General features: G+C 70.5%; 11 protein-coding genes, 1 tRNA gene and 1 pseudogene. 8 read left to right on the forward strand and 5 right to left on the reverse strand.

Annotated features, from left to right (window positions below):
- Positions 1 to 11: 11 nt before the first annotated feature.
- Positions 12 to 770 (reverse strand): TnsA-like heteromeric transposase endonuclease subunit, encoded by a 759-nt coding sequence (locus tag ACIQ6Y_RS37745; RefSeq protein WP_404046929.1) that lies wholly within the window; start codon positions 768 to 770, stop codon positions 12 to 14.
- 405 nt (positions 771 to 1,175) lie between these two features.
- Positions 1,176 to 2,186 (reverse strand): hypothetical protein, encoded by a 1,011-nt coding sequence (locus ACIQ6Y_RS37750; protein ID WP_404046932.1) that lies wholly within the window; start codon positions 2,184 to 2,186, stop codon positions 1,176 to 1,178.
- Positions 2,187 to 2,378: 192 nt separating this feature from the next.
- On the opposite strand from ACIQ6Y_RS37750, the gene ACIQ6Y_RS37755 reads away from it, so the two are divergent.
- The 4 genes from ACIQ6Y_RS37755 (at position 2,379) to ACIQ6Y_RS37770 (ending at position 5,639) form a co-directional block, all read left to right on the forward strand.
- Positions 2,379 to 2,642 (forward strand): helix-turn-helix transcriptional regulator, encoded by a 264-nt coding sequence (locus ACIQ6Y_RS37755; protein WP_014043978.1) that lies wholly within the window; start codon positions 2,379 to 2,381, stop codon positions 2,640 to 2,642.
- A 170-nt stretch (positions 2,643 to 2,812) separates the two neighbouring features.
- Complete coding sequence (locus ACIQ6Y_RS37760) at positions 2,813 to 3,673, forward strand: DUF6083 domain-containing protein (protein ID WP_404046935.1); 861 nt, start codon at positions 2,813 to 2,815, stop codon at positions 3,671 to 3,673.
- A complete protein-coding gene (locus tag ACIQ6Y_RS37765; RefSeq protein ID WP_404046938.1) occupies positions 3,670 to 4,152 on the forward strand; it encodes a hypothetical protein in 483 nt (160 codons plus the stop codon). Before ACIQ6Y_RS37760 ends, ACIQ6Y_RS37765 begins: the two co-directional genes overlap by 4 nt.
- A complete protein-coding gene (locus ACIQ6Y_RS37770; RefSeq protein WP_404046941.1) occupies positions 4,149 to 5,639 on the forward strand; it encodes a UvrD-helicase domain-containing protein in 1,491 nt (496 codons plus the stop codon). The genes ACIQ6Y_RS37765 and ACIQ6Y_RS37770 overlap by 4 nt, the downstream gene beginning before the upstream one ends.
- Before the next feature lie 111 nt (positions 5,640 to 5,750).
- On the opposite strand, the gene ACIQ6Y_RS37775 is transcribed toward ACIQ6Y_RS37770, so the two are convergent.
- The gene (locus tag ACIQ6Y_RS37775; RefSeq protein ID WP_404046944.1) at positions 5,751 to 9,512 is read right to left on the reverse strand and encodes a hypothetical protein; all 3,762 of its coding nucleotides are present in this window, start codon (positions 9,510 to 9,512) and stop codon (positions 5,751 to 5,753) included.
- Positions 9,513 to 10,432: 920 nt separating this feature from the next.
- Between ACIQ6Y_RS37775 and ACIQ6Y_RS37780 the strand changes: the two genes are divergently transcribed.
- The 3 genes and pseudogenes from ACIQ6Y_RS37780 to ACIQ6Y_RS37790 all read left to right on the forward strand — a co-directional run bounded on the left by ACIQ6Y_RS37780 (position 10,433) and on the right by ACIQ6Y_RS37790 (position 12,841).
- Positions 10,433 to 10,720: a helix-turn-helix domain-containing protein gene (locus tag ACIQ6Y_RS37780; RefSeq protein ID WP_404046946.1), complete on the forward strand. Its 288-nt coding sequence runs from the start codon at positions 10,433 to 10,435 to the stop codon at positions 10,718 to 10,720.
- Positions 10,717 to 12,265 (forward strand): annotated as a pseudogene (locus ACIQ6Y_RS37785) (helix-turn-helix domain-containing protein). The gene ACIQ6Y_RS37780 and the pseudogene ACIQ6Y_RS37785 overlap by 4 nt, the downstream one beginning before the upstream one ends.
- A complete protein-coding gene (locus tag ACIQ6Y_RS37790; protein WP_404046948.1) occupies positions 12,266 to 12,841 on the forward strand; it encodes a transcriptional regulator in 576 nt (191 codons plus the stop codon).
- A 65-nt stretch (positions 12,842 to 12,906) separates the two neighbouring features.
- On the opposite strand, the gene ACIQ6Y_RS37795 is transcribed toward ACIQ6Y_RS37790, so the two are convergent.
- Complete coding sequence (locus ACIQ6Y_RS37795; protein ID WP_404046950.1) at positions 12,907 to 13,671, reverse strand: hypothetical protein; 765 nt, start codon at positions 13,669 to 13,671, stop codon at positions 12,907 to 12,909.
- Between the two features lie 193 nt (positions 13,672 to 13,864).
- Here ACIQ6Y_RS37795 and ACIQ6Y_RS37800 point away from each other — a divergent pair.
- Positions 13,865 to 13,938, forward strand: a tRNA-Met gene (locus ACIQ6Y_RS37800).
- A gap of 56 nt (positions 13,939 to 13,994) precedes the next feature.
- Here the strand turns inward: ACIQ6Y_RS37800 and ACIQ6Y_RS37805 are convergent.
- Positions 13,995 to 15,038, reverse strand: a complete 1,044-nt coding sequence (locus tag ACIQ6Y_RS37805) for a TniQ family protein (protein WP_404046952.1) — start codon at positions 15,036 to 15,038, stop codon at positions 13,995 to 13,997.
- Positions 15,039 to 15,151 lie beyond the last annotated feature (113 nt).

Here is a 15,151-nt window from a genome sequence, read left to right on the forward strand (position 1 = left end):
CCTCCGCGCCATCAGGCCGCCCAGGCCACGGCATCGGGCAGCAGCGGCTGCGCGAGGTCGAACAACAGCCGCCGCTGCCACAGCATCCGGTAGGCGAGGTCCAGCCCCGTCAGCTCGTCCAGCCCGCTCGCCGCCACCCCCGCCCGCAGGCCCGCTGGCTGCCTGAACGCCTCCAGCAGCGCCCGCCCCTGGTCCTCCTCGTCGCCCCCGGGAAACCGGTAGCCGGCCAGCCACCCCAGATTGCGCACGCGCAGCCCCGACGGCTCACGCACCTGGCGCACCCGCCACCCGGCCGCCTGCGCCACCTCCTGAAGCACCTCGAGTCTCACCGCGGGCAGGCTCTCCTGCCGGGGCGGCTTCAGCACCAGCACCTCACGCTCGCCCTCGGCCGTGCGCGCCACGAAGTCGGGGCGCCAGCGGCGAAGGCGGCCTCCCGCCCGCCACCGCAGCTCCACCGGGCCGGCACTGAACGCCACCCAGGCCGGCTCGAAGTCCAGCTCCACCGCCAGCCGCCACTGCCGCAGGCTGCCGCACACCACGGTCTGCTCCCGCGTCGCCACCGGCCAGTAGGTGATGATGCCCTTGCGGCCCCGGTAGGGCACCGGCTCGCTCACCGGCCCGAACTCCTCCAGCGCCACACCCCGAAGCTTGGCCGCGCTGCACAGGCGCACCGGCCCGTAGGGCTCGCGGTACAGAGCCACGACACCCTGCCCCGCCTTCGGCACGGCCTCGCCTTCCATCAGGCCGCCGGGGCCCTCCGCCGCGTTCACGCCGCCCACCCCTTGCCGTGCCGCGGAGTCCCGCGTACCTGGCAGGTCGCCAGCCCCTTTGGGCCCCGTCCCTGACCGTGCACCGGCCGGCCCGCGAAACCGCCCGCCGTCGACTCCCTCCTCACCAGCAGCGGTTGGCGGGGGCCGGACAGCCAAGTTCCCGTCACCTTCACCCGCCCCTGCCTCTTTCGGTGATGGCTGCTGCCGCAGCCCGGCATGCCCATGCTGCTCCGTGCCGTGCCGCGAGAACTTTCCCGCCTGCCGGATACACCTGAAAGGGTGAACAGGTTGGCGACAACGGAGGGACGCCGGGCGCTGCCCGGTCGGCATCCTGCGCGGTGGCTCGGCTGCTGAAGTCGCCTGCCAAGAAGCCGGCTTCGGCCCGCTGGCCGGCTTCTGCGCCGATCAGGAGCGCGCGGGTAGTTCCCACCGCACCTCGTCACGGTCGTGATGGAGGCGCCAGACGGTCACGACACGGGCGCGGACCAGCTGGTCGAGGAGGTCCTCCAACTGCTGAGGCGGCTGCCCGCACTGGCGGGCGAGAGCATCGAGCTCACCCCCGCCCACCCCGGCGGTGCTGTGGGCGGCCAGTGCCAGTGCGGCCAGCCGCAGAGCAGAGGGCAGGGCGGGCGAGAGGATCAGCGGGGCGGGGCGCAGCGCCCATTGGGCGGCGCGGACGCGCGCGGTGCGTCCGGGATTCTGGTGGAGGACGGCGGCATCGAGCAACTGCGCCTGGACGGGGGAGCATCTGCGCCTGGAGCGGTGCAGCCAGCCGGCGTGTTCCAGCTCCACCCACAGCTCTGCGCGGCCGTGCAGCCGCATGCCGCGCAGGAAGCCGTGGGGCAGGCGGATCTGCCCCTGGCGGTCAGCGCGCAGTGCGCACTGCAGGGCGAGCAGCCGGGCCGCGGGGGAGGAGAAACGCGGCAGTGCTGTGGCGAGGTAGGTGAGCATTTCGCGTACGCGTTGCTGCTCTGCTGGGCCGAATGGCGGTGCGATGCGCGCAGAGCGTGACGTACTGGAGTGCCTCTGGGCGCGGTCGGCGCGGAGCAGGGTGGGCGGCACGACGGCGGTGCGGCTCATCGCCGCCGCGCAGGCGGCGCAGGCATCGGCCAGCCGCCAGGTACGGCCGCCGCGGTCGCAGGTCAGGGCGAGCAGAACGGGCCCCGCACAGCCGCGGTGGCGAGGGTGCCAGCGGCAGCCCAGCGCCCGGCACTGGCAGGTGCGCAGATGCCCGGGCAACGCGTCGGCGCGGGCATGGCGGGCCAGATGGGTGAGGGCGGCCGAGCGGGCGGAGAGGGCCTGCAGGACGGGGCTGTGCGCGCAGCGGGGGCAGGCCAGGGCCGGTCCGCCCGTCTGCGGGCGCAGGTGCACTGTCCAGATGCGCTGCACCGTGGCGTGTGTGCTGGCAAGCCGCATCGGCTCGTTGTCCCTCCGTTCTGGTCTGCGCCGGCCTCGTGCGGTGGTCTCCCGGGACGCACACGGGAGCCGCCCGCACCGTAGTGCAGATTCCTGCACTCACGCAGAAGTGGGTGCCCGGTGCGCTCACCTGCACTGATAGTGCAGAAATCCGCACTGACAGGGCAGGTGTCTGCACCGTCGGATGGTGGGGTGACGATCTTGCCGCCCGACCCGGACCGCGACGCCCTGCGTGTGACGCTGGCACGGTTGAGGAATGAGCGCGGGTGGACCTTCGATGAACTCGCCGGCCGCAGCGGCCTGGCCCGGCGCACGCTGATCGACCTCGAACACGGCCGAGCCGCCGGCACTGTCACCACCTGGCATGCTCTCGCGCACGCCTTCGACGTCCCCATCGAGCAGCTACTCGGCTCGCTCTGCGAAGGCCACACCCCGCCCGGATCCAAGGGCGCCTGACTCCGGCCCGCGCCAGGCTTGGGGCGCGGCACGAATCACCCGAACCGGCGAGCACGCATAGAACGCACACTCGCAGAACCGCGTCAACGTTCGATACCACTGAGCCGGCCGGGGGACTGCCCGCCGGTCTACCCTGCCCTCGGCCCGCGTCGCCTGGCACGGTCCTCGCCATGCGCCCCAACACCGCCCCCACCGGCTGCCACTGGGACGGCAGCCCCCGCACCGCACCGGTGCGCCGTCCCCTGCGGGTGGCCACCACCAGCCCCAGCCGCCTGCTGCGCGCCGGCCAGAGCCGCCGCTGCCGCCAATGCGGCCACCGCATCGACCTCTACCCACGTACGGACGGGCGACCCATCGCCCTGCATCCCGCCGAACTCGCCACCGCCCAGGTCCCCGCCCCCTGCCGCTGGCACCTGAGCTCCGGCATCGCCCACCCGCACGACGACGGCCGTACCTGGTGCCGCATTCCGCACGCCGTGCTCTGCCCGCAGCGCACCCCCATCTGCCGGATCAGCCCACCTCTTGAGTCGGCGCGCCGCCAACTCGCAGTACGGACCCGCCGCCTGATCGACACCGGCGCCTTCACACCCACGGCTTCCCCCACCACAACAGCGCCCACCGGCACCGCCTGCCCCGACCGCCCGATCGTACGGATGCTGCTGTGCCTCTACCTCGCCGACGCCCCCGTGGAGGCCGTCCGCTGCGTAGCCCAGACGAACCACCGCCGCCGCTGCCCCCGCCCCATCCTCGCCCCGGACAGCCCGGCCGGATCCTGGAGCCTGCTGCCGGTCGGTTCCCGGCGCGGCCAACCGGCTCTGCCCGAACAGACGATGGCCGTCTACGACCTCAGCCGGCTGCCTCACGCCGAACAACGGCGCTGGCGCATCCAGCGCTGCTCCGCGCACGCCGTCCCCCACGGCACCGCCGATCTGGCACTGGCCGGATGGCAGGTCTTTGATCCGCTTCTGCACGCCGAGCACCTGCGTACCGATCTGCCCCATCCACCGGCACACGACAACAGAGAGCGATGACGATGCCGCACCACGCCCTGGAAGTCGTCCTGACCCGCCCTCTGAGCTCAGCCGAACTCCGCGAAGCCGTCCGCGTGCTGCCGCTCGCCACCAACCACGACACCACCCGCCTCATGACCCTCGTACGCGCCAAAACCCCCCACCGCGCCGCGCACCGGCTGCGCCAACGCCTCGCCCCACGGCTCCCTGTGGATGTGATCACCACCCACTACCCGGACGCCGCAGGACAGGTCCTGCTCAACCTCGCCTTCCCGCCCGCCGTCCACGCCACGATCCGCCAGGCTGCCCATGAAGCGGGGCAGAGCCCGGAACTCTTCGTGAAGCTGGCCCTGCACCGCGCGCTGGCACAGCACGCCAGCGACGAGGCCGACCGGCTCGACCGGGCCGTGCAGCAACTACTCGCCGGCACTACGGCCGCACACCTTCTGGCAGCCGTCGGCCACGTCCTGACCCGCACCCCCGGAGCAGCCCCCGCATGAACCCGACCGACGAACAGACGGCCGCGGCCGACGCCTTCCACGCCGGCCGGCACCTCGCCCTGCAGGCCGGCGCCGGCACGGGCAAGACCACCACCCTGGCCCTGCTCGCCCACGCCACCCCACGCCGCGGCCGCTACCTCGCCTACAACCGGGCCATCGCCCAGGACGCCCGCAGCCGTTTCCCCGACACCGTCCAGTGCAAAACCGCCCACGCCCTGGCCTACGCGGCCGTCGGCCACCGCTACACCCACCGCCTGAACGCACCCCGCCGCCCCGCCTGGCAGACCGGACAGATGCTCGGCATCACCAAAGCCGTCCGCATCGGCGACCGCGAGGTGACGCAACGAGCCCTCTCCAACGCCACCCTGCGCACCGTCGCCCGCTTCTGCCACACCGCGGACGAGGCCATCACCCCCCATCACGTGCCCCGGCTGCGCGGACTGGAAGACACCGACCTCCACACCCAACTCGCCGCCCATGTCGTGCCGTTCGCCCACAAGGCGTGGGCCGACCTGCAGCACCCCGACGACGGCGCCGTACGCTTCGACCACGACCACTACCTGAAGATCTGGGCCCTCACCCGGCCGCGCATCCAGGCCGACTTCCTGCTGCTGGACGAAGCCCAGGACACCAACCCCGTCGTCGAACAGATCTTCCTTGCCCAGCGCGACCACACCCAGCTGGTCATGGTCGGCGACTCTGCCCAGGCCATCTACCACTGGCGCGGCGCCAAGGACATCATGACCGGCTTCGACGGCACCCAGCTCGCCCTGTCCCAGTCCTTCCGCTTCGGCCCCGACCTCGCCGCCGAAGCCAACCGCTGGCTGCACCTGGCCGACGCGCCGATCCGCCTCACCGGCACCCCCGCCGTGCCCACCGAACTCGGCCTCGTCACACAGCCGGACGCCGTCCTGTGCCGCACCAACGTCGGCGCCATGGCCCAGGTCATGACCCACATGGCAGCCGGACACCGGGTCGCCCTGGCCGGGGGAGGAGACAGCCTGCACGCCCTGGCCCTCGCGGCCCGCCACCTCAAGGAAGGCCGCCGCACTCACCACCCCGAACTGCTCCTCTTCCCCTGCTGGGGCGATCTGCAGGACTACGCCGCCCACGACCCCGCCGGCCGCGACCTCCAGCCCCTGGTCAACCTCGTCGACACCCATGGCGCCGACGCCATCCTCGCCGCCATCACCCAACTCGCCCCCGAACCGCACGCACACGTCACCGTCTCCACCGCCCACAAGGCCAAGGGACGCGAATGGCTCAGCGTCCTCATCGCCGAGGACTTCGCCCGCTCCCCGAACGACACCGCCGACGACCCGGCAGGAAGCACACCGGCGCCCGCCCCCGACCCCGTCGACGACGCCGAAGCCCGTCTCGCCTACGTCGCCGTCACCCGCACTCGCCGACGCCTCGACCTGGGAGGCCTGTCCTGGATCGACGAGCATCCGGAAGGAGTCCTGGCCAGTTCTCGGTCGCTGCAGTGATCACGCCCTGCGGGCTCTGGCGGTCGGTGGTTCGCCTGGAGGAGTGCAGGGCGGAGCGGCGGGCGCGACAGCTACAGGCGGGACGCAGGGACCGCACCGACCCAGGATGGTTCAGGTGCGGTATCCGCGGTCGAAGTCGGCTTCCCGCCGACGCTCTTCCTCTTCGAGGACGTCGAGGCTGTGCAGGGCGTCGGCGGCGAAAGCGCGGACAGCAGCGGTCGGGTCTGTGAGCAGCGGGGACAATGCCCCCCGGCGAGGCTGAAGTGCATCAGGAAGATCGGTTGTCATACCGGGCAGGACGACACCCGCCAGCAGGGCCTCTTTGGTGGCTGCGTCGACGCCTGCGGACAGAAGCACCGAGATGATCTCTGCCCACAGCGGATCCTGCCATGAGTGCTGGACGGCGGCCGCGGCCTGCCGACGCTGGGCTGGTGCCCCGGACGCCCACTGCCGCAGGATGTCGGCCCAGGCCGTCGTTCCGTTACCGAGCACCGTCAGAACCCCGGCGGCCGTCAGATCGACACGGGCACTGACTCCCGCCGCAGCGCGGGCTTCGTCCATCCTCCGTTGGAAGGCGATGACGAGCCGTTCGCGCGCCGACGGAGGGAGCTTCTCGAGTGACCGCTTCCAAGCGAGCGGGAGGCCGGATCTGCCGTCGACGGCCAGCAGCTGCCCGGATACGACGGCGGCGAACTCCTCCGGCAGGGAGGAGGCGATCTCGGCGGCACCGTAGGCCGTGTCCTCGTCGAAGTCGACGGTCGCGGCAATCTGATCGGACTCGCTGAACCGACGGCGCAGCCCATCCGCGTACTTCGCGGCGACGGCGGTATCGATGCGAAGGCTGCTTTTGCGCGCCTCCTGGAGCAAGAAACCGATCACCTCGAGCGTGGTGGGAAGAGCCGGGGCAGGACACTGCTCCGCCAGCAAGGCAAGGACGGCCATGCGTTGGGCGAGCGGCTGATTGCACGCGACCAAATGCCACGTCAGGTTCCCCGCCAAGCGGGCCGCGCCCGCACCCCCTGCCGCCGAGGCAGCGGAGGCGGCCTGCAGGATCAAGTCGAACAGGCGGGGCTCGCGCGCTGGATGCTCGTGGGCGAAGGACAGCGCCGCAGCGGCCAGACGCGGATCGCCCACCCGTTCCTCCATCCAGGACCACACGGCATCGGGGTGACGCTGTGCGAGTCCCGCCAGCAGAGCATCTTCGCCGGCCAACGGCGCCTGGGCTATCCGCTCGAACGCTGGCCGGGGATCCGGGGCTGCAGCTCCGACCGCCCGAGTGAAGGCAGGAAGCGCGCTGACTGCTACGCCCGTGACATTCGGGCCGGTCTCCTCCAGCAGCCGGAGCGCCTCCGGCAGGTCCATCTCGCTGCCCAGTTGCTGTGCGGCACGCTGCTGGTCTTCAAGCGCCTCACGCCAGGGAGCGCGGCTGCGCAGCGGCTGCAGCACAAGGAGACGGCCAAGTCGGGTGTCCGCGAGTGCCATGGCTGCCACCGCATCCCCGGCTTCGGCCGCTCCGGCGAGGGAACGAGGCCGTGGATCAGGTCCCAGCACAGCCTGGGCTGCGCTGCGCCTCACCGCCAAAGGAAGTGAGTCCCACCGCGCGGCGATCTGTTCGGTGAACTCTCCTGCCGCGATGTCCAATACGGCGACCGCATGGCTGGCCAGGGGCACGCCGGAGAACGCCATCGGCCGCGCTCCTTCACCACGCAGCTGACCGGGCAGGGAGACGAGCGTGTGCAGTACGGGCAAGCCTTCACCACTGCGCATTGTGGGTTCGTCCAGCAGCGGGGCGAGCAGCGTGAGCGCCTCGCGCAGCAGGGCGAGGGTTTCGGGGCGATCGGGCAGCACGGCGGCGTGCAGGGAGATGGTGCTCGCTGACTCGGGTGTGCCGCCAGTGCTTTCGACGGTCAGGCGTAGCAGCGGCTGGAGGGCTGCTACAAGCACGCGTGCGAGGCTGAGGGGGCCACGGATGGCGCCTTCCCCGGCGTCCAGCTCCTGCGGAGGGTGGGCAGCCCGGTCCCGGTGCCACTGGGCGATGACCCGCAGGACCTCGCGACGCCGCTGGAACAGTGCGTCAATTTGCTGCGGCAGGGCGTGGGCCGGCGCGGAGCACCACTGCCCGATGGCACGCAGAACCCCCTCGCGCCGGTCAGAGTTTTCCACGTGGAGGGCCGGTTCCATCAACCAGGCCACATCGAGCAGCAGGCTGACCGGACTGGGTACCGCATCGAGCCCGATGCGGTGGGCGAGCTGAGCGAACCGCTCGCCCAAGTGCTGCAGACCGTACCGGTAGTGGGCAACCGGGTCTCCGCCGTCCAGCAAGCGGGGCGCAGGTTCCGGCGGCCACCGCTTCACCAGCATCTCGTGCAGGTCCGCGAAGATAGTGGGGGCGGCCACGGCCACTTCACCGGCTAGGCCGACTACAGCCGCCCACTCGCCCAGATGCGCCTCGGACGGCAGCAGCGCGCGGACAGCCGCAGCCAGCCGAGCCCCCACGACATGGTCTGCCCGGTCGTGTGCTGCCTGGGCCAGGACGTTCAGCTGAGGACCGAGCCGGGACGCCCCGAATTCCAGGTGCCGGCCAGCGGACGTGACGGGCTGCCCGTTCAGCTCGAGCCCGGCCATCCCCACCACCGCTTGCAGCACCCGGTCCACGTCCAGCCGGACCCGGGCGTGAGGATCGAGCGCGTCGGCGAGGAGAACCGGGGCGAGCAGGGCAGGGCGCACCGAGTACGGCGAAGAATCGGCCAGCCCGGCATCGGCCAGCTCATCCAGCAGGACGGACAACCGGTGCGGCTCCGGCGGAAGCGTCGACACCGCACCAGCCAGCACGGCGAGATCCTCCCCACTGGTGACCGTGCCCAGCACCGCCAGCGCCACCGCCGCGGCCCGGTGCTCCTGCGCGGGGTCGTCGGCCGGCAGACGCCTCCCGACGGTGACCCGCAGCAGATCGGCCGCGCTCGGCCAGTCGAACCGGTTTGCGGAAAGCCCCGCTTCACAGGCCGCATGAGCGATGAGCGGGTTGCCCTGAGCCAGATTGATGACGGTTTCACGGAAGGCCGGATTCAGGATCCCCCGCCCGGTGACAAGCGCGTCGATGCCTCCTCTGCCCAGGGAACGAAGCGGGACGACAGCACCGCCCCAACGTTCGATGTTCCAGCGCTGCAGCACCCCCAGGTGACGGCCGGGCCGCACCGTCAGGACAAGACGCACACGGTCGAAACGGCCGTCGTGCAGGAGCGCGGGAAGACCGCTCAGATCCGGGGCACGGTCGGCATCGTCAATGAGAACAAGCAGGGGAGCATCGACCGGCGCTTCCGTGAACGCGCCGGCATCCAACGACACACCCGTGGGCGCGACGAGCACCGCCGACACCGACCGCGACGCCTCGATCGCCAGACGGGTCTTTCCGACCCCTCCCGCACCCTCCACCACCACGACCCGCGCCGCCGGACTCCTGTCAGCCAATGCCGCTCTGAGCGCCTGCATCTCCGCCTCACGTCCCACCAAGGGCGCGGTCATCCCGGGCACCGAGACGGACAGGGCGTCGATGTACTGCGCCCACGTCGACAGCCTGCGCGGAGCCCGCGGACGTACACCGAGCTCGAGCTCGGCCACCCACCGCAAGCCGTCTGTCTCCAGTTCGGTGACCAGTTCAGCCAGAGTGACGATCTCCATCTCAACGCCGTACTCCGTGCGTGCTTTCTGTCTCCACCTCTCCTTGGTGATCTCGTTGGTCGAGCGGTTCATCACGTAGATCGCTTTGGCCCGCCTGCTGTGCTTGGCGTTCTTCACCAGCTCGGACTTCAGCTTGTCCGTCCACCGCTGCTGCAGACTCGCCCACAGCACGACTTGGTCGTCCTCGCCGAACAAGGGACGGCCGAACGCATCCTGGCCCAGATCCCCCGTGGAACTGGTGATCCGCAGTTACGGAAAACGGACCCGCAGCACATGCAGCGCCACCCGCTCGAAGACCTGATCGTTCTCGAGCTCCTGCAGAGCGGCTCTCGCAGTCTCGTACACGGGTGACTCCGCAAACGTGAGAGGGCTGTACGCACGGCCACCTCTGCCGCACCGCCACTTCATCATCGCGCCACAACGGCACAGGCGTAACCCGGACGCCAACCTGTGCACCATGCGGACAGCCAGTCGGCATCAGCCCGGGCGGCGCACGGGAAGCCCTGTCACCCGCCGCATGCGGAACGGCCCCACCGGCCGCCCGCTGTCCACAGACGGCCCCGGGCAGGCTTTCAAGCTGTGAACATCAGCTCGCCGGGCATCGCCCGGAACAGCAGGAAGGCGCCGCGCTGCGAGCGCCACGACGCCTTCCTCCCCCCGGAAGAGCAGGCCGAGTCCGCCGCGCAGTTCCCGGCAGGCCACCAGGCGCAGATGGCATTCCTCCTGGCCGCCTACGCCGGCAACGCCTCTGTGGTCGCTGCGCTCTTGGGTACCCGCGCGCGTACGGTGCGCCGTCACTGCCGTGGGTGGCCGCTACCTCCCGGACCCCGGCTGCGCCGGGCCCTGCGCCGCCGTGTCCTGGACCTCGTGTGCCCGCGGTGCCTGTCCGATCGGGCGCTTGAAGAGGCACGCCAGGCGAGGAGGGACGCCCGGCGCGCGTGCCGCAGGCTTCCGCGTGAGTAAAGCGGTTCTCATCGCTGACCTGTCGGCCCGGGCGAGAGGCCGCCATAGCGAGGGGCCCTCGGCTCTGAACAGGTGAAGAGTTTCTGTGCATCGCTGATAGCAATTAGCTAATTATCAAGCGAAAGTTGCATCGAATCGGGTACATTAGAGGTATGGGATTGGCCTTGGAGGAGTCGTTGCGGCTGACGGTGGCCGCGTTGATGCAGGCGACGGGTGACTCGCAGCGGTCGGTTGCGGGGGTGCTGGGACTGACGCAGACACAGGTGTCGCGCAGACAGTCGGGTGCCGTCTCGTGGAGCCTGCGTGACGTCGATGTCCTGGCCGAGCACTACGGCATCGGCGCGCTGGACCTGCTGGCGGGTCCGACCAGAGCGTGCGAGGTGCTGCCCGCCGACAGGCGCCGTTCCGCCCGGGCCGAGACGAAGGGGACGAGCCGGTGAGCGACTTCGACGCGATCGACTCGCTGCTCGACGCCGTCGGCCCGCAGGCCCAACTTCCGCCCTGCCAGGTGCGCCGCGAGCTGCGGGAACGAGCCCGGCTGTCCAAGGCTCAGGTGGCACGCGCGCTCGGCGTGAGCCCGTCCACCCTCAGCGGATGGGAGAGCGGCCGGGACCCTGCCGGCGAGGCCCGGGCCAAGTACGCATATCTGCTGGACGGACTGAACGCCAAGCTCGCCACCGATACTGAGAATAGGGCGGAGCTGGCCGAGCAGCCCATGGCGTCAGGCGCTGCTGCGGCGGCCGTTACCTCTATGTCTTCGCCGGAAGTCGGCCAGGACGAGGACGAGGTGGAGCTGCTCGCCGTGCCCGAGCCGTGTGTGCTGTGCGGCCATCCCGCCGAACAACGCGTGGCGGGGTTCGCCAGCACCTGGACCCCTCCGACTGCCAGCGACCCCTGTCGAAACCCCGAAACCCGAGCCCACCGCGCCGTCTGCCCAGGCCCACGAGCCGCGCACAACACGCCCGCCCCGCCCGGCCGGCGGGAAAGGTGCGGCCCCGCGCGGGCGGGCGTTCCAGGAGCCGTCCGGGCCGGCAGACTTGATCCGCGAAGCGGTGCACGCCGCGCTCGCCGAGCACCAAGGCGATGTCGAAGCCGCGAGCGCCGCGTTGCTGAAGCGGGCCATCCCGGACGCGATGCGTCTGCTGGACGAGACCCGCAAAGGCGCCCGCTACGACGTGATCGCCCACCCCTGGATCCCCGACATCCTCAAGAAGCCAACGTCCAAGGGCGCCGACCAGATCTGGGAAGCCCGCCCCAAGTGGACGCGGCCCGAACTGCCGCCCGGGAAGCACGACGTCACCGCGCTCGACATCAACGGCGCCTATTTGAGCGCACTCAAGACCCACCTCCCGCTCGGCCAGCTGGAACACTCCACGGGCTTCGCACACGACCGGCGCCGCGCCGGAGTCCACCTGATCACCCCGCCCGCCTGGGAGCACGACGCGGTGCTGCCCAACCCGATCGGCCAGCGCGACGAACCGGGCCCCTTGTGGGTCACCGAACCGACCCTGCGCCTGCTGCTGCGCCTGTCCGGCCCCAAGCACCGTCTGTGCGAGCCGCCCGAGATCCACGAGTCGTACACCTCGGGCGCCACCGAGAACCTCCTGGAGAAGTTCCGGATCGCCCTCAAGGACGCCCGCGACACCGCGATCGCAGACGGCGACGAGCTGACGCTGGAATACGTGAAGGCGATGTACTCCAAGTTCGTGTCCACGATGGGGGAGTCGAACTACAACCGGGAGCTCTACCGCCCGGACTGGATGCACATCATCCGCTCCCAGGCCTTCGCCAACCTCTGGATGAAGGCGCTCAAGGCCCACGACGCGGGACTGACGGTCGTACGGGCGATGGGAACCGACGAACTCCACATCATCGGAGACTGGCGCCGTGTCTTCCCCGAAGGCCGCTCGGTTACCGAGGCCAAGGTCAAAGACACCTACACCGCCGGGACCGGCACCGAAGCCGGCACGAGGCAGGAGCAGTAAATGCCCGAGAAGAACATCGACTTCGGGAAGTTCGGCGCGAGCGGGATCAAGGGCAGCGAAGCCGTCGCCCGCCAGCTCGACCGGCTCGCCGCTCACATCGCCACCCCGGTGACCGCCAGGCGCGGCCTGATGGCACGCCTGCACTACCTGACGACGTCGGACAGGGCCTGGCAGGCAGCCAAGGACGCCGGACTGACCGTGAGCGACCGGACGCTGAAGGCGTGGATGCAGGGCACCCGCCGTCCGTCGAAGGCCAACCTGGAACGCATCGACGCCGCCTACCGGGCGGTGCGGCGCCGCAACGTCGCCCGCCACCTCACCGCCCGCCTCAACCGCGAGGGCCGCGGCACTCGCGTGGAGATCCACCCCCTCGACCAGTCCGGCGTGGCGCGCCAGCTTCAGCGGGTGGTGGCACACCGGACGATGAACGTGCGCCGCTGGGACAAGATCGTCGGATCCTGGGCGGCCGGCGACCACCAAGGCATGGACGACGTCTGGACCGCCGATGTCCTGCCCGATCTGGGCTCCCAGTGGGGCCAGTACGAATACGTCAAAAACATCGGCTTCGCCGCGTAGAAGCCGCCCCTCTCGGCCCAGAGGACGGACGCCGGACGTTCCACCGGGGCGATCAGAGCGGTCAATCACGCGGTGGGCAGGCCTGGAAACCGGTCGTAGGCGGGATTGCCGGGAAAGGCGATGGACTCGATGCGCTGCGGCGGGATCGCGTTGCGGTAGAGGACGTCGGCGTTGGCGGGTCCGTAGCCGATGGCCTTGCCGACGAAGGTGTGCACCACCGATTTGAAGACGAGGTGCCTGCCAGGACTGGCGAGGTCCACGTAGGCAGTGACCAGTGCGGGTCGGCCCAGGCAACGCAGTCTCTGAGCGATACCGGCAGGGTCGTCGCAGTGCTGCCAGTAGATCGCCTCGCCGCCCCAGAAGGACAGCAGCCGCCATGCTCCGTCGATGTCGTGGGCAGTGGCCTCGGCGGAGAGGGTCAGGCAGACCTGACCCTCCCGAATGCCCATCCTCTGCTTCCCCGGGGCGACCATGCTCTGGGAGCGCAGTACCTCCCGCTCAGCGGCAGTCAGATAGCCCCGCTCATGGGCCTGGTTCAGGCGGTCATCAACGAGTGCGGCATTCAGGGGGCGCAGGCCATGGGCACGAATCGCATCGGCCTCGTGGTCGAGCAGCCTGGTGCAGTGCTGCGCCTGCAGAAGGTGGCCGCGGAGCAGGTCGAGGGTCTGCGCCTCCCCGTCCTCCAACTCCAAGTCGAGGTACAGCTCCGGCTCGTCCAGTTCGGCTTCGTCGGCGATCTTGTAGACGAGATCTGCCAGCGGCCCGGGCCAAGTGGCGGGGCTGTCTACATCCACGACGGGCTGGCTGGTGGCGGCGTGAGCCAGTGTCATAGCGAGCCAGTATCCCACTGCCGGACCAACAGGCTTAGGACCGGGAAAATGGACGATGAGCGGGGCCAGCGCGCCGGACGCCGCAACGGCCAGGTCAGGCCGACCTCAAGGGCCAGAAAGATCCGGAACACACGACCCCGGCCCATAATGGTCTCCAGCGTCCGCCGCCATGACGTACGGTGGCCTTCACCGACGCGGGGTGGAGCAGCTCGGTAGCTCGCTGGGCTCATAACCCAGAGGTCGCAGGTTCAAATCCTGTCCCCGCTACTGCCGGGTGGAGGGCTTCGAACCGTACGGTTCGAAGCCCTCCACCCGTATGTGGCCTACATATCGGCAGCTGCCATGCCCAACTGCCAGGTCAGGCACGAGCGCTGGCTCACCGAACCCGTCCGGGACGCGATCCTGTTGTGCCCCCAAGCCAGCGCGAGGCGAGGCGGACCCGCCGGATAGCCCCGCTCGGGCGGCCCCATACGATGCCGTCCCAGCCACACCAGCAGCGCCTGACGCCCTTCAGTCACGTCCACGCCCCACCCGGACATCAACTGCTCCACGCCTTCAAGCCATCGGGTCCGGTCCGCCGTATCCCGCTGCCCGGCGCGTTCGAAGTCCACCATGGCACGCGCGAGCTCGGCCGCCTCCGGGTAGATCACCAGCGGGGCAGCCCGCATTTCCCGCGCATCCAGCCCGGCCGTCCAAGCCCGCCGCACCCAGCACATGGTGTCCGGCATCCGCGTCCACCAGTACACCGCCACCTGGAATGCATCAGCGAACAACTCCTCACCGGCCGGCCCCCACTGTTCGGCCAGTTGCTGGCGCACGCGGTGCGCCGTCAGCGTCTCGGGCAGTTCGGCCAGCGGCACGCAGTGCGGACCACGGCCGCGTGAGTCGTCCGACCAGTAACCGTGCCGCAGGCAAACCTGCCAGCTGTCCGGCAACATCAGCCACACCGCCTCGCCGACCCCCAGGTCATCACCGCACAGCGGGCAGTACCGCACGAGGTGCCCCGCCAGCGGCTCCCAGGGCCACCTCCACTCCGCCTCTTCGTCCTCGCCGCCTGCCTGCAGCTGGTCTGCGTTCAGGCTGGGCAGATCCTGCTGCAGAAGACCGGGTGACCGGCCGGCCAGGACAGCCAGGTAGCGCAGCCCTGCCTCGTTCACGTACATCTCGGTGGACTGCGGGTACTTCTCCACCCGCTGAGGGTCCGCAGGGGTTTCGCCCTGTCCGACCCGGTCGAGGAAAGCAGCCAGGCTCAGGCCGTTGGCGTGCGCGAGCCGGTTCACGAACGACCCCGTCGACTCACCCGGCACCGGCTGTACGCGCAGTGGCAAAGGCACGCGAGGTCCGTACAGGCCGGGATCGTCCAGCACAGCTGCCCTTCCGCTGAAGCCGCCACCACGGCCACCGTGACCGGCCCGCCGGAAGCCGGTCAAGAGCGCCAGCACTCGTTCGGGTGAACCCCGGCAAACGCCCAGCCATGGCC

Origin of the sequence: Streptomyces sp. NPDC096205 (assembly GCF_044763135.1) — a bacterium.
GTDB lineage: Bacteria > Actinomycetota > Actinomycetes > Streptomycetales > Streptomycetaceae > Streptomyces.